The sequence below is a fragment of the Anaerolineae bacterium genome (genome assembly GCA_013178165.1).
Classification (GTDB): Bacteria; Chloroflexota; Anaerolineae; order Aggregatilineales; family Ch27; genus Ch27.
In genome coordinates this window covers 218,520-243,319 of sequence record JABLXG010000005.1, presented here as the reverse complement: position 1 = coordinate 243,319, position 24,800 = coordinate 218,520, and the positions used below count along the sequence as shown (strand labels likewise).

At 65.2% G+C, this 24,800-nt stretch carries 16 protein-coding genes and 1 pseudogene; 15 read left to right on the top strand and 2 right to left on the bottom strand.

Going from position 1 to position 24,800, the window contains the following annotated elements; translation table 11 throughout:
- Positions 1 to 263: 263 nt before the first annotated feature.
- The 3 genes and pseudogenes from HPY64_06355 to HPY64_06345 all read left to right on the top strand — a co-directional run bounded on the left by HPY64_06355 (position 264) and on the right by HPY64_06345 (position 4,435).
- Positions 264 to 1,043, top strand: coding sequence for an HAD family hydrolase (locus HPY64_06355; GenBank protein ID NPV66749.1), 780 nt, complete (start codon positions 264 to 266; stop codon positions 1,041 to 1,043).
- A 26-nt stretch (positions 1,044 to 1,069) separates the two neighbouring features.
- A complete protein-coding gene (locus HPY64_06350; GenBank protein NPV66748.1) occupies positions 1,070 to 1,648 on the top strand; it encodes a hypothetical protein in 579 nt (192 codons plus the stop codon).
- Between the two features lie 2,685 nt (positions 1,649 to 4,333).
- Positions 4,334 to 4,435 (top strand): annotated as a pseudogene (locus tag HPY64_06345) (peptidoglycan-binding protein).
- 753 nt (positions 4,436 to 5,188) lie between these two features.
- Here the strand turns inward: HPY64_06345 and HPY64_06340 are convergent.
- Entirely contained in the window at positions 5,189 to 6,007 is an 819-nt protein-coding gene (locus tag HPY64_06340) for an HAD family hydrolase (GenBank protein NPV66747.1), read from the bottom strand.
- A gap of 347 nt (positions 6,008 to 6,354) precedes the next feature.
- Between HPY64_06340 and HPY64_06335 the strand changes: the two genes are divergently transcribed.
- The 12 genes from HPY64_06335 (at position 6,355) to HPY64_06280 (ending at position 23,117) form a co-directional block, all read left to right on the top strand.
- Entirely contained in the window at positions 6,355 to 8,793 is a 2,439-nt protein-coding gene (locus tag HPY64_06335; GenBank protein ID NPV66746.1) for a hypothetical protein, read from the top strand.
- Between the two features lie 95 nt (positions 8,794 to 8,888).
- Complete coding sequence (locus tag HPY64_06330; GenBank protein NPV66745.1) at positions 8,889 to 9,848, top strand: ABC transporter ATP-binding protein; 960 nt, start codon at positions 8,889 to 8,891, stop codon at positions 9,846 to 9,848.
- Between the two features lie 68 nt (positions 9,849 to 9,916).
- Complete coding sequence (locus HPY64_06325) at positions 9,917 to 10,855, top strand: hypothetical protein (GenBank protein NPV66744.1); 939 nt, start codon at positions 9,917 to 9,919, stop codon at positions 10,853 to 10,855.
- Positions 10,856 to 10,975: 120 nt separating this feature from the next.
- Complete coding sequence (locus tag HPY64_06320; GenBank protein ID NPV66743.1) at positions 10,976 to 12,775, top strand: hypothetical protein; 1,800 nt, start codon at positions 10,976 to 10,978, stop codon at positions 12,773 to 12,775.
- Positions 12,776 to 12,809: 34 nt separating this feature from the next.
- On the top strand, positions 12,810 to 13,346 hold the full coding sequence (locus HPY64_06315; protein ID NPV66742.1) for a hypothetical protein: 537 nt from the start codon (positions 12,810 to 12,812) through the stop codon (positions 13,344 to 13,346).
- 91 nt (positions 13,347 to 13,437) lie between these two features.
- A complete protein-coding gene (locus tag HPY64_06310; protein ID NPV66741.1) occupies positions 13,438 to 14,442 on the top strand; it encodes a MoxR family ATPase in 1,005 nt (334 codons plus the stop codon).
- Positions 14,443 to 14,518: 76 nt separating this feature from the next.
- Positions 14,519 to 15,469 carry a serine/threonine-protein phosphatase gene (locus tag HPY64_06305; GenBank protein NPV66740.1) on the top strand — a complete coding sequence of 317 codons (951 nt, stop codon included), beginning with the start codon at positions 14,519 to 14,521 and terminating at the stop codon, positions 15,467 to 15,469.
- Positions 15,470 to 15,504: 35 nt separating this feature from the next.
- Entirely contained in the window at positions 15,505 to 16,410 is a 906-nt protein-coding gene (locus HPY64_06300; protein NPV66739.1) for a DUF58 domain-containing protein, read from the top strand.
- Positions 16,411 to 16,535: 125 nt separating this feature from the next.
- Complete coding sequence (locus tag HPY64_06295; protein NPV66738.1) at positions 16,536 to 18,446, top strand: VWA domain-containing protein; 1,911 nt, start codon at positions 16,536 to 16,538, stop codon at positions 18,444 to 18,446.
- 76 nt (positions 18,447 to 18,522) lie between these two features.
- A complete protein-coding gene (locus tag HPY64_06290) occupies positions 18,523 to 19,701 on the top strand; it encodes a GNAT family N-acetyltransferase (protein NPV66737.1) in 1,179 nt (392 codons plus the stop codon).
- 20 nt (positions 19,702 to 19,721) lie between these two features.
- On the top strand, positions 19,722 to 20,012 hold the full coding sequence (locus HPY64_06285; protein ID NPV66736.1) for a (2Fe-2S) ferredoxin domain-containing protein: 291 nt from the start codon (positions 19,722 to 19,724) through the stop codon (positions 20,010 to 20,012).
- 15 nt (positions 20,013 to 20,027) lie between these two features.
- Positions 20,028 to 23,117, top strand: a complete 3,090-nt coding sequence (locus HPY64_06280) for a VWA domain-containing protein (protein ID NPV66735.1) — start codon at positions 20,028 to 20,030, stop codon at positions 23,115 to 23,117.
- Positions 23,118 to 23,255: 138 nt separating this feature from the next.
- Here the strand turns inward: HPY64_06280 and HPY64_06275 are convergent, their stop codons facing one another.
- Entirely contained in the window at positions 23,256 to 24,788 is a 1,533-nt protein-coding gene (locus HPY64_06275) for an NADH-quinone oxidoreductase subunit M (protein ID NPV66734.1), read from the bottom strand.
- Positions 24,789 to 24,800 lie beyond the last annotated feature (12 nt).

The window sequence follows — 24,800 nt, the reverse complement described above, 5'->3', positions numbered from 1 at the left end:
CACTCGGGGATCGGGCAGGTCCCGAAAACTGATGAGTAAGCTGATCGGGTTTTCGTCTGACATAGTGCCTCCTGGTTAGAGGCATCCTATTATTCCCTATCAGCACTTTTGATGCGATTGCCCTGGGCAGCTGGAAGGCCGGGCGATTCTCCGGCCTGCCGCCCTCGCGCTAATGCCTCTGTACGGCCTGCCGCCGATCGGGTACAATGTCGCGGTGAGCCTGCCGTTACCCCCGGCCCCCCGCTGTGTCGTCAGGAAACAGGATGATCAAAGCAGTACTCTTTGACCTGGATGATACGCTCATCGATTGGTCGCAGCGCGAAGAAATCGACTGGGAAGCTTTTCACCGTCAGCGCCTGCGTGCCGTCTATGATCTCGTTGCCGCTGAGGGCTACTCCCTGCCCGATTTTGAGGTGCTGGCCGATCAGTATGCGCAGATGACCCTGGCTGCCTGGACGGAAGCCAATCGCACGCTGGAAGCGCCGCATCTGGGCCGCGTGCTGGCGGAGGTCTTCCGGCAGCATGGCGTCCCCACCGAAGGGCGCGATCTGACGCCCTGGCTACGCGCCTATGGCTCGCCGGTTATCCCCGGCGTGCGCGTCTTCCCGGAAGTGCCCGCTGTTCTGGAGATGCTGCGCCAGCATCATCTGCACCTGGGCATCGTGACCAACGCCTACCAGCCGATGTGGATGCGCGATGGCGAACTGGCGGCGCTGGGCCTGCCGCCTGACCTGTTCGCCCTGCGTGCCTCCGCCGCCGATGTCGGCGTCCTCAAGCCGCACCCGGCCATCTTCCAGCACGCTCTGGAGGGGCTGGGGGTGAGGCCGGACGAAGCCGTCTTTGTGGGGGATAACCTCGCTGCGGATGTTGCCGGGGCGCAACAGACCGGGATGCGCGCCATCCAGCGCGTGACGCCCGCTGCAGCACCTGCCCCGGATATCCGCCCGGACGCTGCCGTGCATTCCCTGGCGGAACTGCTCCCCCTGCTTGATGACTGGTACCCCGGCTGGCGCAATGGCGCGACGCCGCACCGCCGGCCCTGAGCGGCCAGGCTCCCCCCGGCAACCCGATGACTGCTCCTTGGCCGACTTCCTCCCCCCTGACCTCGCGACGCTATGTCCCGCCGACGCCGTACCGCAACCTGATCCTGGCTGGCGAGATGGGCATCGGCAAGACGGAAGTCGCCCGCCGGGTAGCCGAGTACTTCGGCGCGACCCTGCGTGACCTGGAAGCGGAACTGGAAGCCGCCGCCGGGATGCCGCTTCAGGAAGTGCGGGAGCTTTATGGTGAAGCCCGCGTCACCGGTATGGAAACCGAACTGGTTCGCGACCTGGCCCTGCAACGCAGCGCGGTCATCGTTGTCCATGCCACCACCCTGCTTAACGAGACCAACCGCCGCCGCCTGGAGGAGATCGGCGTGGTGCTTGTCCTGGTGACCGCTCTCAACGAAATCCTGCGCCGTCTCTACGTTGCCAAGGGTGATCGCTTCCACAGCCCGGCGGAACGCGCCCGGACGATGAAACGGCTGCGCCAGGAGTGGAAGGTGCGCGATCTGGCCGGCTATCCCCGCCTGGATACCACCGCCCTGACCATCGACGAGGTTGTCAGCCAGGTGGCGGCTTTCTGGGAGGCGCATGGCGAGGCGTGAAGGGCGCAGGCAGAGAAAGAGGCCGGGAGGCAAGATAGGGTGGAGAGTACCCGGCGATCCCCGCTCATCTGGTCCTGCCAGACAGCATCGCCAGACCAGTGTACTAATGTCAAGTACCCAATCTGGAAGGCACCCTGTCACCACCCCGACTTGACTCTTCCCCGGTCTGAGTGGTATGCCTGAATTGGACATCGCCTCTACATTCCTCCCCGGTTAGCGGTCCCTCCCAACTTGATCCAGGAGGTAGGAACGATGGGCAGGCATTCGCTTCCGCGTACCGTCTTCATCCTGGTTTTCATGAGTCTTGTCATCCTTCTGAACAGCCGCTCTGTCCCGGCGCAGGGCGGCACCGAGCCGCGCACTATCCATAACGCCTGTGTGGGCAATTGCGTCGCGGAGGTCAATTTTCTGCATTCCGGCATGGGCGATACGCAGGCCCGTTACGCCTATAATGCCTGGTTTGATACTTACTACACGCTGACTGGCTGCGAGGACCCCGCCTGGAAGACCGATCTGTTATTCCTGCTGGATATCATTGGCGATGCTGTCGGCGCCCCTGGCGCCCCTACCATGCAGTGCTGGCAGGGTTTGGCGGCCCAGGCCAGCCTCTGCAGCAGTGACTGCTCAAACTACTCCATCCGGGATGCCCGCTACGCGCCTAATGTGAAGCTGATCCTCGACCAGGGCAGCCCAGGATACCTGGAAGTTACGGCAGACAACGAGTCCAATCTGGGCAAGCTCCCGGAGCTACAGCCCAACGCCTACAGCCGCCGGTTTTCCCTGAAGACCTACCTGGCTTATGAGGGCGGCGAGGCGCTTCTGGTCAACGAGACCCCCATGCCGAGCTTGAGCTTTCCAAACTGGATCACGCGCGGTGGGCTTGATGTGTGTATTGACGAGTACGGCTTTGAGTCCGCGCGCTGCCAGATCCTGGCGAATTTCGCCCTGCCAAGCGTCGCTTCTACCTCAGTTGAGTTCCTGGATGGCGCGTTCTACGATCTTTCCGGCCAGGTCAGTGACCTTTCTGATGCCAGCGGGTCGTTCAGCACGGATGGCTACATCCGCCTGCTGAGCGACGGCGACAGCATCACCATCGCCCAGGGGCCGTATGCCGGTTACACACTGGTCAAAACCCATTACCTGTCCAGCGACCAGCACACGGTTAGCCTTCAGGAGTGGGACGCCAGCAACGGGCCGGTGACGATCACCAACCATGAGTGCGTGAGCTGGCTTTCTACCTGCTGGATCAGCGAAACCCGCCGCGAGAGCGATACGTATGTGTTTGCCCTGCGTGGCCCACAGGACAGGGTGCTGGAGGGAACCTACACCGTCCAGGTGGTGGCGGACATCCCCCACGACAAGGATTTCCGCGACAACCGGGTCAGCTACTCGTACGATGTTGCTGCGGCCACCCAGGGTACTACCGGAACTGGTGGCGGAACCCCCGCTACGCCAACGCCGACCATCAGCGTGTCAGACCTGCACATCGTTAATCTGCCCGGGCCTGGCTATCACAGCGCCAGCTATGACCAAGGGCCGGGCATGATGTTCCGCCTGAACGTGCTGGACGAAGTGAGTTTCATGCTTGTGCGGCTGGTGTCGGAAGATGGCGGCCAGTACGATGCGTTCATCCGGCGGGGCAGCATCCCTGTGCCAGACTATCCCTACATCGGCGACGATTACGAATGCTGGGCTACCGGTTCTGCTGGCTATTCAGGCAGTTGCTCATTCAGCGATCCTGCCCCCGGCGACTACTACATCTTCGTGCATAGCTGGCATGCCAGCGGTGGGATTGGCAGGTTCCGATTGGAAATCCTCTGGACGATTCCAACCCCTGTACTGGCCGCCACGCCCACGCCCACCCCCACGGCGACAGTGACGCCTACCCCGACCGAAGTTGATGACAGCGTTACCCTCACCGAAGTAGAACCCAATGGCAACTATGAGGGAGCCAATAGCTGGGACATGCAGGGGCCTTTCACCGGCGAGATGGCATTCTCGATGGATGTGGATGTGCTGTGGCTGACCTTCAGCCAGTCCGGCATCTACACCTTCTCTCTGACGGATGTCGGGCCAGGGCTGCGCCTCAGGATGGTTCTGACCCACCCCACCACGCACCACGCCCTGGATAGTGCCACCGCGCCAACCGCAGGGCAGCCCGTTTATTTCACCTTTGATGCTTCGGCTGGCGAGCAGTACTACCTGCTTATCCTGCCGGTGGCGTTCGCATCCGGCGCTGAGCATCAGCGTTACACGCTGAGCTTTGCCAACTTCATCCCCGATCCGGACGAGCCAAACGATAACCCCGCGACGGCGACCGAGTGGGACCTGAGGCCGGTCAGTGGCTACTTCTGGGACAAAGCCAGCGGCCCTCATGATTACTTCACCTTTCTGGCCCCGGCTACGCTGGGGGGCGAGCCGATCACTTTCACACTCACCAACCCTGACCTGGACCTGCGGGTGCGCCTGACCCTGCTGGACAACAATGGAACAATCATCTCCTACACGTCTTATTCGGCTGCGGGCCAGCCTGTGACCCTGGCCCGCACGCTCACACCCGGCCAGCGCTACTACCTCAGGCCTGGAACGATGTACAACCACACCTCGTTGCTGCCCTATATCCTGAGCGCCGTCTACACCCCCGCTGCCGCTGCCTCTCCCACTGTCGCACCCACCGCCTTCCTGACTGCTACCCCTGTTCCCCCGCGGCCGACTGCTCCGCCGCGCCCGACTTCCCCCCCGCTGCCGACGGCTACCCCGCTCCTGCCCACAGCCACCCCGACGCCAGATCAGCCGGTGACAGTGATCAGCGGGCATGTCTGGCGGCTCTCCCCGGCATCCGGGCCAGCTGGCCTTGGCGGGGTCAGCGTGTTCCTGGCGGTCAACGGTGCAGAGCAATCCGCCGTCCTGAGCCAGATCGACGGCTCGTACCGGATTGAGATGGCAGGTGTGCAGCCCGGCGACCGGCTCGGCTTGCGGGCAGCGAGCGCGGGAAATGTCTTCGAACCGGCCGCCTACCAGTGGCAGGCTGAAGCCGGCATCAACCGCTGGAGGTATGACTTCTACACGTACCAGGGGACGATCACGCCGCCTGCTGGAGAGGATCAGAATCGCCTCTATGGCTACGTGCGCGACGCTGCAGGCAATGGTGTGGCAGGAGTCCGGGTGCTGGTTCAGATGGGCACTTCTGACGCCCTGCAGGTGCTGGGGCCGACAGACGCCAGCGGCTACTATGAGGGATTCGTATGGGTGCCCAGCCGGATCATGGTCAGCGTGTGGACGGAAACGCCGGGCTATCTCCCATCACGGGCGCAGTTCTTCCATACGTTTGCGCCGGAGAACCGGGAGATCAACTTCACACAGCCCCTCACGCCCACGCCGGCGCATGGTCAGCGATAAGAGCTGCGCTCAGGAAGCCCGCCCGGCTATGGCACGCCGCCGCTGCAGGGGATAAAGACAGCCATCATAACGCCTCCGGGCGCCGGATGACACTGGCGCCCGGAGGGCATTTGCACGCAGGATGGGCTACGCTGGTTGCGCTCAGGCGGCTGGCGTGCCATCCAGCACAAAGCGTTCGATAGCCAGGGCGACGCCGTCCTCGTCGTTGCTGGCCGTCACATGATCCGCAGCAGCCCGGACGGACTGCGGTGCATTCGCCATAGCCACGCCGATCCCGGCCAGGCGTAACATCTCCAGGTCGTTTTCGCCGTCGCCGATGGCCAGCACATGGCGGGGATCAATGCCCAGATCAGCCAGCAGACGGCGCAGGCCATCGCCTTTGGATGCACCGGGCGGCAGAGTCTCCAGCTGCACGGGCAGCGATTGCACCAGCGTTGCCCGTCCGGCCAGGCGGGCGGTCAGTTCGGCCCGCACAGCAGCCATGTCCTCACCATAGACGTGCATATTCAGCTTGTTCATCGGCACGCGGTCGACGATCGCGCTCAGCGGGCCGACCAGTTCGGGCAGCGGCTCGTGGTGGGCGACCATGAAATCGGTCTGGATGTTGTAGGATTCGGCCAGGATGCGCATCCCGCTATAGGCCACGATCGGGTAGCCATGCGTCTCCGCGTACGTGGTGACGATGCGGGCGGCCTCCGGGTCCAGGACGCGCTGGTAGCGGATCGTCCCATCGATATCGGCCAGGATCAACCCCTGCGAGTAGACGCCGGGCGTATCCAGACCCAGCCGACGGGCCAGGGATAGCCCGGAAGTGGCTGTTTTGCCGGTGGCGAAGATCACCCGCACCCCGCGGGCCATCGCTGCCCGCAGGGCGGCTTCACAGCGTGGCGTCAGCAGGTGCTCGGAGTTCAGGAGCGTGCCGTCCAGGTCAACGGCGATAGCATGAATTTCAGGAGCCATAGTATTGTTTCGGGCGTGTCCTGTTGTCTCAGGGCGGCGCAGCGCCTGATTATACGCTATCGGCGGCCTCCTGGCACGCCGGAATCGCCGGCAGGTCACAGGGGCCGGTAGGCCACTGCCACCCCGCGGAACCCCGCCCCACTGGTGGAGGGGAGCTGGAAGGTGAGGCGCCACCCGGCATGTTTGTAGCCGCTTTCCGGCGCGTGGTACAATCGCGCTGCATACGGAGCGGTTCTGCCCGGCCTGCGCAGGGATGCCCCGGCGGCATCGCTCCAGCCTGCCGCGCTCTCCCCTGTGGTCGGGGCGTCTGCCAGCAGGCGACCATGACTGCTCCCTGGAGAGTTGTTGTGAAGCGTCGAACCGTCATGCTCCTGGTCGCTGTGGCGATGCTTGCGCCGTTGCTCGCTGGCTTCGCCCCGCCGCGCCAGCCAGCCCCGACTGTCAACCTGCAACTTGACGCCGGGTATGGCGGGCGTTTCCGCCCGGATGCCTGGACGCCGCTGCTGTTAAGCGTGGCCAATGACGGCCCGGATGTCAGCGGTGCATTGCGCGTCCGCGCGGAAAACAACCCCGGCCTCAATGCCACCACCTACAGCGTCCCGATCGATCTGCCGCACCAGTCGCGCAAGCAGGTCTTCCTGTACGTCAGCGCCCAGGCCCTGAGCCGCCAGATCACCGTCGAACTGGCTGATGCCAGGGGTGAAATCCTGGCAACGGCTTCCCAGCCGGTGCTGCCCACCAACCCGCAGGATGTTCTGGCAGTGGTGGTGACTGATTCGCCGGGCGGCTCGCTGGACCTGACGGCGGTCGCCCTGGGCGGTGGCGCTTCCTACCAGGCGAACTGGCCGGCGGACCACATCCCGCCCGTAGCCAGTGCGCTGCTGGGGCTGGATGTGATGGTCTTCACCGATGTCGATACCGGACGGCTCTCGGTGGAGCAACAGCGGGCCATTGCTGACTGGGTGCTGGCGGGCGGCCATCTGATCATCGGCGGCGGGCCGAACTACCGCCTGACCACCGCCGGGCTGGCTGACCTGCTGCCGGTGGACATCCAGGGCACGATCTCCGTGGACGACCTGACGCCGCTGGCCCGCTTTGCTGGCCGACCCGGAGACAACCTGCGGGAGCCGGGCGTCATCCTGACGACGGGCGCGCCGCGCCCCGGCGCCGAAGTGCTGGTCAGTGTCGGGGAAACGCCCCTGCTGATCCGCCGCGCTTATGGCGGGGGTCTGGTGGATTATCTGGCCGCCGATCCCGGCCTGGAGCCATTCCGTCGCTGGGCGGGCCGCGCCGCGTTATGGGACGCCCTGATCTTCGTCCCGCGGCAATCGCCAAGCTGGGCCGCCGGGTTGCAGGAATGGGCTATGGCCGACCGCGCTGTGCGCCAGTCGCCGGGCTTCGCCCTGCCCTCCGCGCTGGAGATCGTCGGCATGCTGGTCACCTATATCCTCATCATCGGCCCGCTCAATTACCTGGTGTTGCGCCTGATCAACCGGCGCGAGCTGGCCTGGCTGACCATCCCGGCCATTGTCGCGGTCTTCAGCGTCCTGGCCTACGCCACCGGCTTCAGCCTGCGCGGCACACAGATCACGCTCAACCGCCTCAGCGTGGTGCAGGTCTGGCCGGGGAGCAACCGCGCCCGCGTGGATGGACTGGTTGGCGTCCTGTCGCCGCGCCGGAGCGTGTACCGGCTCAGCGCCGGGCCGGGCCTGACCCTGCGCCCGCTGCCCGCCGAAGGCGGCGGGCCTTTCAACCCGACCCAGGCCGCGATCACTATCGAGCAGACCGATCATTTCGCCGCCCGCGATGTCCTGATTGACGCCAGCCTGATCGCCGGGTTTGCCCTCAGCGGCTTTGTCGATGGCGTGCCGCGCCTGCAGGGCAGCGCGGAACTGGTCTACGCCGATGGTCTGGCTCAGCGCCTGCGGGGGACGGTGACCAACACCACCGGCCTGATCCTGAACGGCGCGGCAGTGCTGGTCAACGGCGGGGTACAACACCTGGGGACACTGGCGCCGGGGTCCAGCGCCGCTTTTGACCTGCGCCTGACCGGCTCTCAGAGCGCACCGCTGACGCTGGTCAGCGGGCAGGATACCAGCCTGGCCTACGAAAGCATGGATATCACCGTGCAGGACATCATGGGCCTGGAATACTGGCCGCAGCGCAGCTTCCGCCCCATCACCGAAGACGACCGCCGGATTCGTCAGCGGCAGAACCTGCTGAGCGCCATTGCCTTTGACAAAGATTTCAGCGGTGGGCGTGGCGACCGTGTCTTTGTCGTTGGCTGGGCGGATGTCTCCCCGCTGCCAGTAGACCTGGAAGACACAGCATGGACCCCCCAGGATGTGGCGCTTTACATCTTCGAGTTGCCGGTGGTGGTATCAGCCCCGGAGGGGACGGTCAGCGTCCCGCCGTGGCTTTCCACCTGGGCGGTGGCCAGGGCCAGCTCGGTTAGCGGGATGCGCCCGTATAATGTGACGATTGGCGGCCAGGATCGGGTGGCTTTCCGGTTCACGCCTTTGCCCTCCGTGCGGCTCAGGGTGGTCGAACGGCTGGAGATCACGGCCCGCCGGGCCAGCCCCGGGATGGCGCGGGTGCTGGTCTGGAACTGGGCGGCGACGCGCTGGGACCTGCTCGATCTGGGCGGCGGCGTCCGGGCGCGGCTGGACGATCCCGCGCCATATATCGGCCCGAATAACGCCGTTGAGGTGCTGGTGTTGCCGGAGGAGCTTGATAGCTACGTGACCTATGCCCAGATCGATGTGACGTGGTACGGGCAGTTCTAGGGTAGGGGGCGGCCAGTCGCGCCCGGCGCAGTCAGGCAGCGGCGGCGCAAAACGGGTATGATCAGGATGATCACACGAGGTAAAAGGATAGCCCAATGAACGCGATCATCGAGACACGCAACCTGGTCAAGCGTTACGGCAAGCTGGAGGCGGTCAGCAACCTCAACCTGATCGTGCCGGAGGGCGCGATCTACGGCTTTGTGGGGCCGAATGGGGCGGGCAAGACCACCACCATGCGCATCCTGACCACCCTGATGCGTCCTACCAGTGGCGAGGCTTACGTCGCCGGCTACGAAGTCACCAGGGACCCGCGCAATGTGCGCCGGGCAATCGGCTACATGCCTGACTTTTTCGGCGTCTACGACGATATGCGCGTCTGGGAATACCTGGATTTCTTCGCCGCCTGCTACGACATCCCCGAACGCGAACGGGCCACCCTGGTTGACGACCTGCTGGAACTGGTTGACCTGACCCACCGCAAGAACGACATGGTCGATAAGCTCAGCCGGGGGATGAAACAGCGCCTGTGCCTGGCCCGTACCCTGGCCCATGATCCGCAGGTGCTGATCCTGGATGAGCCGGCTTCTGGCCTGGACCCCCGTGCCCGCATCGAGATTCGCGAGTTGCTGGTGGAACTGGCCAACATGGGCAAGACGGTTTTCTTCTCCTCCCACATCCTCTCGGATGTCAGCGAAATCTGCACGCACATCGGGATCATCGAGGCGGGGCAGATGGTCGCCCAGGGCAGCATGGAGGAGATGCGCCGCCAGCTCATGCCGCACCGCGAGATCAAAATTACCTTCCTTACTGTTGAAGACCGCGAACGGGCCAAAGGGCTGATCGGCAGCATCGAGGGTGTGGAAAACGTGGTGGAGATCGAAGCCAGCGAAAAAGGTCGGCCTCGCCTGAAGATCATCTTCACCGGGGAAGACGAAGGCGTGGCCCTGATGAGCCAGAAGCTCAGCACAGCGGGCATCGCCATCGTCGGCTTCAGCGAGGAGGAGCGCAGCCTGGAGGCGCTCTTCATGCGCGTGACCAAAGGGCTGGTGACCTGAGTCCTCAGTGCATTGTGTTGTGCCAGGAGATGGCAGGGGAGACCTGAAGCCCCCGGCCAGAGGTGCCCATGACTGCAAACCCGATTTCCAGGAACCGCCGTACCCTCAGGGAGCGCCTGTTTGGTAATCCAATGGCGATCAAAGAACTACGCGGGCGGATGCGCGGCGCGCGGGCGTTCATCGTCCTGACGATCTACCTGGGCCTGATGAGCCTCTTTCTCACCCTGATCTATATGCTCTACGTCCAGTCGATGGCTTTCAGCGGGTCCGGGCAGGGCGGCGAGATCGGGCGTGTCCTGTTCTACAGCATCGTTGGCGTGGAACTCTTCCTGGTGACCTTCATCGCCCCGGCCTTTGCCGCCGGGTCCATCAGCGGGGAGCGCGAACGGCAGACCTACGATCTGTTGCGGACAACGCTGTTGCCGGCGCGTGCCCTGGTTGGCGGCAAGCTGTTTGCCACGTTGTCCTACATCCTCCTGCTTCTGCTGGCGGCCATTCCGCTGCAGAGCATCGCCTTTCTGTTCGGCGGGGTCAGCGGGGCCGAACTGGCGCTTTCGTTTGTGGTGTTGTTCAGTACGGCGGTATTGCTGGCTTCTGTGAGCGTCTTTTTCTCGGCGGTCACCCGGCGCACGCTTTCGGCCAGTGTGCTCAGCTACGCGTTTGCGCTGCTGACCGTCCTCGTCCTGCCGGTCGGGATGCTGATTCTGTTGCCGATGATCAACGGCCTGATCCTTGCCTATGGTGCGACGCTGGCCGGTAGCGTGGAGGCCGCGCTGTATTATGTCATGGGCTTTTTCGTCGCCACCAACCCGCTGGGGACGCTCTACGGGACATTACTGCTGCTGGCCGACCGCCAGGTAGCCGGAGTGTTTGATGTCACCCTGCAAAACGGCGCGGTGATCAGGCTGGTATCCCCGTGGATCGTGTTTGTCATCTTCACCCTGATCGTGACGGCGGTGATGCTGGTCATCGCCGCGCGTCGTGTGGATCGCATCGAAGAAGTCTAGCGGCGGCAAAGCGTATTCCCATTGTCGAATCGGCCCGCCGGGATCATAATGAAAGCAGGACACAGTGACGCTGTCCGCTGCCTCATCATCGTCAAGCGTCACCACCGGGGGTAAAACACCATGATCCGCGAGATCGCCCTGCAACTGCTGGCCCTGCTGGCCGGCTGGGACCGCCGCCTGCGGCTCCAGAAGAGCCTGCTGTGGCTACCGCGCGGCCTGCTGCTGGGCGTCGGCGCGGGCATCATCCTGGCCCTGGTGGCCCGTCTGCGCCCGGTGCTCCTGCCGGATCAGATCGCGGCGCTGACTGCTATCGCCGCCGGTGTGGGGGCGCTGGGGGTGCTGGCCGCGATCTGGCTGCGCCAGCAGGATAGCCTGCGCCTGGCCCGTTTCTTTGATGACACATTCGATCTCAAGGAGCGCCTGAGCACATCGCTGGAGATCGCCGCCGGGCGCATCCGCTCCCCCAACCCGGAGATCACCGCCCACCTGCTGGAAGACACGCTGACCCGCGCTCAGCGCATCGATCCGGCGGCTTACCTGCCCCTGCGTGTCAGGAGCCGCGATGTCGGTCTGTTGCTGGGCCTGATCGCTTTCCTGGCCCTCCTGCTGGCCCTGCCCAACCCGCAGAGCCAGGCTCTGGCGGAGCAGCAGCTGATGCAGGCCACCATCCAGCAGCAGGTCGAACAACTGGAAGCCCTGCGCGAACAGGTAGCGGAAAACGCCACCATTGACCAGGAAACCCGTGAAGCGTTGCTGGAGGCGATCGACCGTGCTACTGAGCGGCTGGCCCAGGAGGAACTATCGCGGGAAGAAGCCTTTGCCACCCTGTCTGACCTGGCCGAGGAGATGCGGGCCATGGCCGAACGATCGCGGACGCTCAGCCCGGAACAGCGGGAAGCGTACCGCCAGGCAGCGGATGCCCTCCGTGACCGGGCCGCTGACCTGAGCCATGCCCTGGAACAGGCCGATCCGGCCCGCACCGCCGAAGCCCTGCAACAGCTCAGCCGGGAACTGACCGGCATCGGCCAGGCGGAACAGCAGCCGCTGGCTGAGGCGTTGCAGGCCGCCGCTGAAGCCTTGCGCGAAGTCAGCCCCGAACTGGCCGAGAACCTCCGCGAAGCGGCGGAAGCCCTGCAGCGCGAGGACACCGCCGCGGCGCAGCAGGCGCTTGAGGAAGCCGCCGCGCAGGCGGCACAGGAAGCGGCGCAGCAGGCAGGGCAGCAGGCCACCGAAAGCCAGACCGCTGCCCGCCAGATTGCCTCACAGGCGGCCCAGCAGGCGGAGCAGGGTGCCCAGCAGGTAGCCCGGCAACCCGGCCAGCAACGCCAGGGTCAGCCTGGCGGAGATTCCGGCGATCAGACCGGTGATGGCGCTGCCGCCACCCGTATCCAGCAGATCCAGCCCGGCCAGGACGGACAGAGCACCGAATCCGGCGAGCAAGGACAGGCCAGTCAGCCCGGCGGCCAGGCCGGGGATGAGGCGGGCGAGCAGAGCCAGCAGGGTATCATCCAGGGAATCGAGCCTGATGACAGCGCCGGTGATAGCCCCGGCGCCGCCCCCGGTGCGGGCGATAGCGCGGGCGGCCAGCAGGAAGGCAGCTTCGCCGCCAGCGGCGAGACGATCGACCAGAACAATGCCCCGGATGGTAGCGGCCTGACCGAATATGAACCGATCTTCGCCCCGCGAGCCATCGGGGCGGGCGGCGGCCAGCAGGTGCAGCTCAGCGGTTCCGGCGAGCCGGGCGATACGGTCGTCGATGAAGGCGACTTTGTACAGGAGCCGGAAGGCCAGTCGATCATCGGCTATGACCGCGTCTTCAGCGATTACGCCAACGCCGCCCGTCAGGCCCTCCAGCGCGATTACATCCCGCTCAGTATGCGTGATATCGTCCGGAATTACTTTGCTTCACTGGAACCCTAGCAGGACGTACACGATCGGAAATGGTTTGCCTCAGATGTTTCATGGTGTTACAGCCCGCTCCCGGCGATTGATCGGTGCGCTGACCCTGGCGCTGCTGTCGGGCGGCTGCCTGAGGCCCGCCACGGAATCGCCGCCTACTGTCGCACTGCCTGCGCCTGAGGTTTCTTCGCCCACCGTATCGATGGAGCCTGCCGCGCCGGTGATCCTGCTGGAGCAGCCCAGCGCCGGGGGGACGCTGCGGTTGATCCGTTACGAAGGTCCGCAGGGCACCTGCCTGGCTCTGACTTTTGACCCGCAGACACTGGCGGTCAATCGCTGCGGGGCCTTTGCCGGGGGCGTCGGCTTTGTGGAGGCGTTGACCGATCCGACCGGCCAGACAGTGCGGGTAGCCTTTGGCCTGACGGGCAGCCCGGCGGCGACCGCTGTCGCCATCGAGTTTGCGGGCGGTGGCAACGCTCCGGCTGCTGTCGGCGGTGGCGGTTACCTGTTGATCCTGGCCGCCGGACAGACGCCCCTGCGGGCGACGGCCATCGATCAATATGGCTATATGGTCGGGCAATGGCGTTTTTAGGGCGCCGGGTTTCTGGCGCATTCGCCGGTTTGACGTATGATCAGGCCATGACCCACTCAAGGCGGCCTGACCGATCGATCTGGAGATGCGCATGACGACAGCCCCATCTTCATCAACCACGCTCAGCGTGGACGAGTTCCGCGATACAGCCGAGCGCATCGTCAACGAAGTCAGCCGGGTGATTGTCGGCCAGGAAGAGGTGATCCGCCACGTGCTGATCTGCGTGATCGCCGGTCGCCATGCCCTGTTGGAAGGCGTGCCCGGCCTGGGTAAGACCATGCTGATCCGTACACTGGCCGAAGTGCTTGACCTCAAGTTCAGCCGCATCCAGTTCACCCCGGACCTGATGCCCGCCGATATCACCGGCACGGACATCATGCAGGAGCGGGAGGATGGCCGCCGCGAGTTCGTTTTTCAGGCCGGGCCGATCTTCGCCAACCTGATCCTGGCTGACGAGATCAACCGCGCCACCCCCAAAACCCAGTCCGCCCTGCTGGAGGCCATGCAGGAGAAGTCGGTGACCATCTCCAACCGCACTTACCGGCTGGAGCCGCCCTTCTTTGTCCTGGCTACCCAGAATCCGCTGGAGATGGAAGGCACTTATCCGTTGCCGGAAGCGCAACTGGACCGCTTCCTGTTCAAAGTGGATGTGCCTTTCCCCAGTGCCGGGGAACTGGTCACGATCCTCGATCGGACGACTGGCGCGGAAGAACCGGTGGTGCACAAAGCCGCCGATGGCGCGCGGATCGTCGCCATGGGCCAGCTTGCCCTGCAGACGCCGATCGATAGCCGCCTGAGCGATTACGCGGCCCGGCTGGTGGTCGCCACGCACCCCGAAAGCCCAACGGCGCCGGATATTGTACGCCGCTACGTGCGCTACGGGGCCAGCCCACGCGGGGCGCAGGCCCTGATCCTGGGCGGCAAGATCACCGCTCTGCTCAGTGGCCGCTACAACGTAGCTTATGAGGATATCCGGGCGGTGGCCCCGGCAGCCCTGCGTCACCGCCTGCTGCTCAATTTCGAAGGTCTGGCGGAGGGAATCCGCCCCGACACGGTGATCGCCGAGTTGCTGGAAAGCGTGCCCAAGGAAGCCTGACTCGCGTTGGCCTGTTGATCAGCCGTTCGCCCCGGTCATGCCGGCCGGCGATGGGGTAGGAAAGAAGTTCTGGTCTATGGATGAGAGAAACCGCGATACCGCTGATCGGGACTCGATGGCGAATGCCAGCGCAGACCCTGAGTCTGACGCCACCCTGCCTGAAAAGCCCGCCAACGCCGCCAGCGACATTCATGCGACGCAGCGCCTGCCTGATGTGCTGGGCGCGCCAGGGCAGCCCCGGCGCCTCTCCTATGGCTACAGTCGCGACATTGGCATGGTGCGCTCCAACAACGAGGATTCAACGCTGGCCTTTTTGAGCAGCCAGAACAACACGCAGAATAACCCTGATTTCGGCGTTTTCATCGTGGCTGATGGCGCGGGCGGCCACGAGGATGGCGAGCAGGCCTCGATGCTGGCCAGCCGTATCGTGATGGATCTGGTCAGTCAGCGCATTTTCCTGCCCATGTTGCTGCGCCATATTGAGACGGACACGGAGCCGATTCCCCCGCTGGCGGAAGTGCTGGCCGAAGCCGTCCAGACCGCCGATGCCCGCCTGCGGAGCGAAGTGCCCGGCGGCGGCACGACATTAACTGCAGCGGTGGTCATCGGCGACCTGGTTCATATCGCGCACGTGGGCGATAGCCGGGCCTACCTGATCAGCGGCGGAGGCGGCGAACCGCCCAGGATCAGCCAGCTCACCCGCGATCACTCCGTCGCCAAGCGCCTGGAGGAAATCGGCCAGATCACCGCTGACGAGGCCGCCCACCACCCGGAAGTCAGCCGGCTGTGGAAGATGCTGGGCCTCAGCGATAACCTGGAGCCGGATATCAATACCCGGCGCCTGCCGGCGGGCAGCTGGCTGCTACTGTGCAGTGACGGCCTGTGGAACATGGTATCGGATAGCGAAATCGCCGCGATTGTGACCGGCGCGACCACCCCGCAGGAGGCTGCTGACCGCCTGGTGCTAACCGCCAACACCTACGGCGGGCTGGACAATATCTCGGTCATTGTGGTGCGGGTGCCCTAGGCCGCGGCCACCGGTCCGGCGAGGAACGCGGCTTCATGGCGGAAAGCACGCTCTTTGACGAAAAGACCCTGCACAAGCTGGAGCAGCTTGCTCTGGTGGCCAGCCAGGTGCGGGCTGGGGCGATCAAAGGCGAGCGACGCAGTACCAAGCGCGGCACCAGCATCGAATTCGCCGACTACCGCAACTACACGCGCGGCGATGACCTGCGCCGCGTTGACTGGAACATCTTCGCCCGCCTGGAACGCCCTTTCATCAAGCTGCTGGAGGAAGAGGAGGACCTGGCCGTCCACCTGCTGCTGGACGCTTCCGCCAGTATGGACTGGCCGCGCGATCCCGGCGCGCCATCCGCCGCCCACAAGTTCACGTTTGCGCGGCGGTTGCTGGCCGGGTTGGGTTACATCGCTCTGGTCAGCGGCGATCGCCTGAGCGTGCGGGCGCTGGGTGGCCCGGCGCCGCAGCAGTGGGGGCCGGGGCGGGGCCGGGGACGCATCCTGGAAGTGCTCGGCATGGTGGAAGAATTCCAGACCGGGGGGGAGACCGCGCTCTCAGTCAGCCTGCGCGCCTATGCCCTGCGCGGCGGGCGTCCCGGCCTGTGCATCGTGATCAGCGACCTGTTCTCCTCCGACGGCTACGCCGATGGATTGACCGCCCTGCTGGGGCGCGGCCATGAGATCGCCCTGCTCCATGTCCTCTCCCCGGATGAAGTTAACCCGCCGCTGGCCGGCGACCTGCGGCTGGTGGATGTGGAGACGGCTTCCGGCCAGGATGTCTCGGTGGACGACAGCATGCGCGATCTGTACCGGCGGCGGCTGGTGGCCTGGCGGGAGAGCATCCAGGCGTACTGCGCCGCGCGCGGCGTGCACTATGTCCCGGTGGAAACATCCGTGCCCTGGGAGGAGGTCATCCTCTACCAGTTGCGGCGGCTGGGCGTGGTACGCTAGGGACAGGCCGGCACATTGTGATCGCTCGCGGGTATGGCCGGCTGCCTGTTACCGGAAGAGCGAATGAAACGCGAATGTGAGGGCCGGTTGCCCATACACGTGAGTCCCGGAGGACCTGGCGGTTTATGGCCTTCCTGACACCGCTTGCGGCGCTGCTCGGCGCGCTGGCAATTCCCATCGTGCTATTGTACCTGTTGCGTCTGCGCCGCCATGAGGCCGAGGTCAGCAGCACGTACCTGTGGCGGCAAATCGTGCAGGATCGCGAGGCTAACGCCCCCTGGCAGCGCCTGCGCCGCAGCCTGCTGCTGTTCCTCCAGCTCCTGATACTGGCTCTGCTCGTTCTGGCCCTGATGCGCCCGTTTGTGGAGACGCCGACGATCACCACCGGGCGGATCGCCCTGTTGCTGGACGCTTCCGCCAGTATGAATGCGACCGATATCACGCCGTCGCGTTTTGCCGCCGCCCGCCAGGAGGCGCTGGCACTGGTAGATACTCTGAGCGCACAGGACAGCATGACCGTGATCCGCGTGGCAGCGGTGCCAGAAGTGCTGGCCAGCGCCACCGGCGACCGTAACCTGCTGCGGGAGGCCATCCTGAGCGCCCGGCCATCCTCCGGCCCGGCTGACTGGTTGGCGGCGCTGACGCTGGCCGCCGGCGGGGCGGCGGGCGTGGAACGCTTTAGCGTGGTGTTGATCAGCGACGGCGGTCTGCCGCCTGATCTGCCGGCCATCCCCGGCGAATTTCGTTACGTCCCGATCGGCCAGAGTGCGGAAAACGTGGGGCTGACGGCGCTGGCTCCCCGCGCCCGCGCCGGGGAACCGCCGCAGGTTTTCATCGAGATGACCAATTTCGGGTCACAGACCGCTGAGGTCATCCTCAGCCTGGAACTGGATGGCGTCCTTGATCGAGCCGAGCGTTTCCGCATCTCCGGCGGGAGCGTGCAGGAGATCGTCTATACCGATCTGTCCGGCAACTTTTCCACGCTCACCGCGACCCTGCAACCCGCCAGTGGTTCTGTGGTGCCCGATTATCTGGCGCTGGATGACCGCGCCTGGGCGGTCTTCACGCCGCCGGGGGCGGGACGTGTCCTGCTGATGACGCCCGGCAACCTGTACCTGCGCCAGGCGCTGGCCAGCCTGCCGGGCGTAGCGGCGTTTCAGGGGCAGACGGCAGCCGGGCTGCCGACCGGCCAGGCGTTTGACCTGTACATCTTGGATGGCTGGCTGCCGGAAGATGGCGTCCTGCCGCCCGGCGATCTGCTGATTGTCAACCCGCCGGGCGACACGGCGCTCTTTCGCGTGCTGGGGCGCAGCCTGGAAACAGGCAACCCCCGTGTTCGCCGTGATGACCCGCGCACCCGGTACGTCAGCTTCGACAACGTCAGTGTGCTGGACTTCAACGTGTTGGACGGCGTAGACTGGGCCGAGCCGCTGATCACGGTTGATGGGGGGCCGTTACTGCTGGCGGGGACGGTCGACGGACGCCAGATCGCCATCCTGACCTTTGACCTGCATCGCTCCGACCTGCCGCTGCAGATCGCCTGGCCGATCCTGCTGGCTAACCTGATGCAGTGGTACACCCCGGCGCGGACAGCCGGTACGGCGGAAAGCCTGCGTGTGGGGGAGACGCTGGCGCTGAATCCGCCTTTCGAGGCCGATACGCTGCGGATCACCGATCCGGATGGCGCAACAACCACCCTGCATGTAGGCGAGGATGCGCTGATCTACACCGGGATGACACAGCCTGGCCTCTATACAGTCGAGACCTACGCCCGGGGCGAGTTGATCCGGCGCGAGCCGTTCGCCGTGAACCTCTTTGACCGGGTAGAGGGCCTGATCCGGCCCGCCGAAAGCCTGCGCATTGGCGCCAGTGAGGTCACGGAAGCGGCCCGTGAGGAGATCGGGCAGCGCGAGTTCTGGCCGGTGCTGGCGCTGGCGGCGCTGGCGCTGCTGACATTGGAATGGTGGCTGTATCAGCGGCGGATGCGCCTGCCTAGCCCGGCGGAAGTATGGGCCAGGAACCGGGCGAAAAGCTGAGGTGTCTGCCGTGGGGGGGAAGATGGTTGGGAATTACGCAGGGTGACGCAAGCATCTTGGGGGAGTTGGGCCAGTTATGGCGATAACGGTGACGCTGACACATGACAGCAATGCCCTGGCGGCGTTGCGTGAAGCGTGGGAGGCGCTGAGTGAGCGCTGCCCCACCCAGAGCATCTACATGACCTGGGACTGGGTCACCATCTGGTGGAAATTCTATGGCCAGGGTGCCGAACTATGGCTGCTTCAGGCGCGGGCAGAAGATGGGCGATTGATCGGCCTGGCGCCACTCATGCTGGTTGTTCACCGGCCAGTCTCACTGCTGCGCTGGCGGCAGTTACAGTTCATCGGTGCATCATCGCCATTCGATCACCTCGACTTTCTGATCGAATCCGGCGCTGAGTCACTTGTGCTACCGTTGTTCCTGGAGCGTTTGCAGGCCGAACAGCATCGCTGGGATGTATTGCTGCTCTCCGCCTTACCAGAACAATCGTCGACATTGTCCCTGCTACGCCAGAGTAGCCTCCCTTGGGAAGCGGGGGAACCGCAGTGCTGCCCGGCTATCGCCCTGCCCGGCGATTGGGAGACTTACCACAGCGCCCTCAGCAAGCGCAAGCGCAAGAACATTCGCCACACGCATAATGTCCTGGATAGCGCCTTTCCGGGTCGCTGGGGCTGGGAACGTGTAGAGAACCCGGCTGAGCTGGAGCCGACCATGTCAACCATGATCCGGCTGCACCAGGCCAAATGGGCCGCGCTCGGTAAGCCGGGTGGTTTCGCCGACGCCACCACAGTCGCCTTTCATCAGGCCATCAGCCGCCGCCTTCTGGAGCAGGGCTGGCTGTGGCTGTACCGTCTGTGCATTGATGGCCGGCCGGCGGCTATTGAGTATGCCTACGCTTACCGCGACCGGGTGTATGCCTTTGCTTCCGGTGTGGATTTCAGCCTGGCGGAATACAGCCCCGGCCAGGTTCTAATGGAAGCCATGATTGGGGAGGCTATCCGTGCCGGGATGCGGTACTATGATTTCCTGCGCGGAGACGAAGCATACAAGTTCTTCTGGGAGGCGCAGTGCTGTTATGATCATAGCCTGTGCTGGTATGCCAGCCCGGCTGCACAACAACAGCGCCGCCTGCTGGCATTGGGTCGGTCTGTCTGGCACCGGGGGAAGCGCCTGCTGCCCGCCGACCTGCGCCGTCGTCTGCGTCGCCTGGGAGCATCTCCCCCTGCTACTGCTGGAGTAGCCGACATCGAGTAAGTGTATCGGCAGAGGGTCCTATGCCTGACTCCCACCAGCCTCCGCGCGTGATTGTCTGCACCGGCGTCAACTGCAACGCCGCCGGTTGTGGGGAGCGTATCTACCACCACCTGGAAGCGCTACTGGCGCAGGCCGATCCGCTTCATCCGCCATTCCTGTTGCGCACAGCCAATTGCCTGGATATGTGCGCTGTGGGGCCGAACATGGTCATCTACCCCGGCAACCGCCGCTTTAACAGCCTGGACGAGGCAACGGCGGAAGTGATCGTCCGCCGGGAGAGCGCGCCGGATGCTGCCGGGACGGAGTCGTAGGCTTGTGAGGGCATCATGACCTTCACCAACCCCATTGCCCTGCTGTTGCTTGCCCTGCTGCCGGTGATTGCTGCTATCGGCTGGCCGCGTGCTGCCTACCGCCGCCGCCGTGACGCACTCAGTCTGGCCCTGCGCCTGTTGATCGTGACCCTGATCGTGCTCAGCCTGGCCGGACTGCAGCTCAGCCGCGCCGCCGACCGGCTGGCCGTCGTCTTCCTGGTGGATGTCTCCGACAGCATGGACGCTGCCGCGCAGGCCGCCGCCCTCGATTACGTCCGGGCAGCCATGGCCGAAAGCCCGCCCGACGACCGGACAGCTGTGATCCTCTTTGGCGGAGACGCCCTGGTAGAGCGCCCGCTGCTGCCGGGCCACGAACTGGGGCCGATCGGTTCCCGCCCCAGCACGCTCAACACTGACCTGGCAGAAGCCATCCGGCTGGGGCTGGCCCTCTTCCCGGCGGATGCGGCCCGGCGGATGGTGATTCTCAGCGATGGCGTGGCTACGGTAGGCGACGCCCCGGCAGCTGCCCGCCTGGCCGCCGCCGCCGGTGTGCAGATCGACTTTGTGCCCTTCAGCCGGCAGTCCGCGCCGGAGATGGCGGTCACTGATGTGCAGGTCCCTTCGCGGCTTAATGTTGATGAGCCGTTCGAGGTCAGTTACACCATCACCAGCACGATCGACACCCCCGCTGTGGTCATCCTGCAGGCTGGCGGCCAGACGGTTGCCCGCGTGCCGGTCAACCTGCGGGCCGGGGAAAACCGCTACTTCTTCCGCCTCAGTTCTGGCTTCCCCAACCCTGGCTTCAGCGATATCCGTGTGCAGGTGGAGCCGGAAGATTCCGCCGCTGACAGCTTCTACCAGAACAACCAGCTTTCCGCCTTCGCTGAGATCACCGGCCCGGCGCGGGTGCTGCTGGTGGCGCGGGATAGCCCGGAAGGCCAGGCGGACATCGAGCACCTGCGTCCGGCGCTGGAGGAAGTCGGGCTGGCCCTGGATACCGCCACGCCCGCTGACTTGCCGATCGGTCTGGCCCCACTGAGCAGTTACGCCAGCGTGATCCTGGTCAACGTCCCGGCGCGGGACCTTTCCTACCTGCGCATGGAAGCCCTGCGCACGTATGTGCGCGATCTGGGCGGCGGGTTGGTGGTCATCGGCGGCGACCAGAGCTACGGCGTTGGCGGCTACTACCGCACCCCGCTGGAAGAGACCCTGCCGGTGGAGATGCAGCTCCGTGATCAGGAGCGCCTGCCGGCGCTGACCATGCTCTTTGTGATCGACACCTCCGGCTCAATGGGGGCGGTCGGGCCGAGTGGCTTCACCAACGTTGACCTGGCTAAGGAGGCGATCATCCGCTCGGTTGACCTGCTCAACCCGGTGGATCGCGTCGGCGTTGTTGGCTTCGACAGCCGGGCGTCCTGGGTTGTCCCGCCCACCTCCGCAGAGAATCCAGCAGCCATCCAGGAGCAGGTCGCCACCCTGCGCGCCGGGGGCGGGACGGACATCCTGGCTGGCATCCGCGCCGCCGCCGACTACCTGCCGCAGGACCCCTCCCTGCTCAAGCATGTCATCCTGCTGACTGATGGCGGTGCCAACCCGGCCGGCATTGTCCCCACCGTGCAGCAGATGCGCATCCTGTATAATGCCACGACCACAGTAGTCGCTATCGGCGAAGGCTACGCGCCTTTCCTGCAGGACGTGGCCGTAGCCGGGCAGGGTAATTTCCATGTGGCCCGCGATGTCAGCACAATCCCTTCGATCTTCACCGCAGAGACAGTACTGGCGACCCGCTCCTATATCATGGAGGAAGAGTTCTTCCCGGCGGTGACCGGCCAAAGCCCGATCCTGAGCGGCATCCAGCGCTTCCCGCCGCTGCTGGGTTACGTGGCGACGACCGCCAAAGATACCGCCCAGGTGCTGCTGCGCAGCCCGCAGCCCAACGCCGATCCGATTCTGGCGGCGTGGCAGTACGGGCTGGGTCGTGTCGTCGCCTGGACCAGCGATGCCGCCGCCCGCTGGGCGCGCCAGTGGGTCACCTGGGAGGATTACCCGCGCTTCTTCAACCAGATGGTGCGCTGGACCATCACCGAAGGGCTGAACAGCAACCTGGAGGCGCGCGTGGAGCAGCGCGGGGAACAGGCCGTGTTGATCGTGGATGCCCGCGACGGCGTGGGGAACTTCCTCAACGGCCTGCTGCTGGACGCCGGGATCGTCAGCCCTGGCTTGCAGGCGCAGGCTGTTCAGCTCTTTCAGGTCGCGCCGGGGCGCTACGAAGGGGTTTTTGAGCCGGGGGAGGAAGGCGCGTATTTTATCCGCCTGGTCGGGCAACCCGCGCCCGGTGCACGGATTCCCGCCGACGTGCGCGTGGCCCAGACGACCGGCTGGGTGCTGACCTATTCGCCGGAATATCGCCTGCCAGCGGGCAGCCAGGACCTCGACCTGCTCAACGAGCTGGCCAACCTGACTGGCGGCGGTTCGCTGGCCGGGCGGCCAGAAGCTGTTTACGCCCACAATGTGCGGGCCGCCCGCGCCGCGCTGCCGCTGTGGCCGTGGCTGCTGGGACTGGCGGCCATCCTGCTGCCGCTGGACGTGGGCGCTCGGCGGCTGGTGCTGACAGCCGCTGACCTGCGCCGGTTGCAGGCATGGCTGGACGCCCGGCTGGGCCGCCCGGCCCCCCTCCGGGAGGTTATCCGCGCCGAGCAGCTTGACCGCCTGCTGGCCGCCCGCGAGCGCGCTCGCAGCGAGATGGAAAGCGGCGAACCGCGTCCACCCGGCGAGCGCATTCTGCCCGTTGACGAGCGCCGCCAGCCGACTCCTTCCCGCCCCGCCCAGGAAGAGACCACTCCCGCCGCCGTGACCGCCGCAACGCTGGTCGCCCGTCGCCGCAGCACACGGCAGGAACAGGGTGCACCGCCCGCTCCGGAGTCGCTGCCTGCCCAACCACCGCCAGCAAGACCGCCGGAGCCACGCCCGGCGCGGCGCGGGACGCCTCAGGCTTACCCCAAGCCACCCAAACCGCCGGAGGAAGAAGGCACGGTGGCCTCCCGTCTGTTACGGCGCAAGCGCGCCCGCGGATACGATCGAGACGAGGGCGGCCCGCCCGAATAAGCGGGGAGCGGGAGCAGAAGTCGCCCGCAGGGGGGAACCAGCGGGCTGGTAAGGGTGAGGACGGTGGTATCAGCACAACGGGGGCGCTCCACCGCAGAGCGCCCCCGTGTGATCTCCCTTGCCAGCGCAGCGCAGGCGCTAGCCCCCGCCCGCCACCATCTGCACGAACGGCCCGACCTGCGCCACCAGCTCGCTTACGCTGCTGCTCATCATCCCGAAGAACATCTGCGGGAAGAGACCGATCCAGAAGATCATGACGATCAACGGCGCCAGCGCCACCAGTTCCTTCCAGGTCAGCGGCTGGGCAGCCAGCGCTTCGTTCTCCGGCTTGTCCAGCGGGCCCATGAAGATCTTCTGGAACATGTACAGCAGGTACACGGCGGCCATGATCACGCCGAACGCGGCGAAGAACGTGAAGAAGAAGCCCAGCACCGGGCTGCCAAATGAGCCAAGCAGGATCGTGAACTCGCCAACAAAGCCGTTCATCCCTGGCAGGCCCATGCTGCTCAGGACAATGATCAGGCTCAGCCCGCCGAAGAGCGGCAGCGCCTTCCACACCCCGCCGAAGGCGTCCAGGGCTTTGGTATGGCGGCGCTCATAGAGGATGCCGACGAGGATAAACAGCCCGCCCGTGCTGATCCCGTGGTTGACCATCTGCAGGATGCCGCCAGAGATGCCCGCCGCGTTGAGGGCGAAGATGCCCAGCATGACAAAGCCCAGGTGGCTGACCGAGGAATAGGCCACCAGCTTCTTGGCGTCCTTCTGCGCGTAACTGACCCACGCGCCATAGATGATCCCGATCACGGCCAGGACGGCGATCAGCGGCGCGGCCTGTACGCTGGCCTGCGGGAAGAGCGGCAGGTTGAAGCGCACAAAGCCGTAGGTGCCCATCTTCAGCAGGACGCCGGCCAGGATGACCGAGCCAGCCGTCGGAGCCTGCACATGTGCGTCCGGCAACCAGGAGTGCAGCGGCCACATGGGGACCTTGATGGCGAAGGCGATGGCGAAGCCAGCAAAGAGCAGCATCTCCGCGCCCGCCGGGTAGACCAGTGTCCCGTTGCGCACCTGCGCAATCAGCTCCGGCAGGGCGAACGTCCCGCCCATGTTGCCCAGGAACAGAATGGCGATCAGCATCAACAGGGAGCCGGCCATCGTGTACAGGAAGAACTTGACGGCGGCGTAGACCCGGTTTTCCGCGCCCCAGATGCCGATCAGGAAGTACATCGGCACCAGGGTGACCTCCCAGAAGATATAGAACAGGAAGAGGTCCTGGGCCACGAACACGCCGATCATGGCGAATTCCAGCAGCAGCATGAAGACGTAGTACAGCTTGACCCGGTCTTTGATCGAGTCCCAGCTCACCAGGATGGCAGCGGGCATGATAAAGCTGGTGAGCAGTACCAGCAGGATGCTCAGGCCGTCCACGCCGACGTAGTAGCTGATGCCCCACGCCGGGACCCAGTTGTAGAATGTGACCAGTTGCAGGTCAGGGTTGGCGTGGTCCATAGCCAGGGCCAGCAGGATGGTCAGGATGAAGGTGACCAGCGTTGTGCCCAGCGCTACCCAGCGGATAGCTTCCTCGCGCGCCCTGGGGATGAAGAACAGCACGAACATCCCTACCAGCGGCGCGAACAGAGCCACGGTTGTGAGCGAGATTGCGGTGTTTTCCATCATCAATCGGTC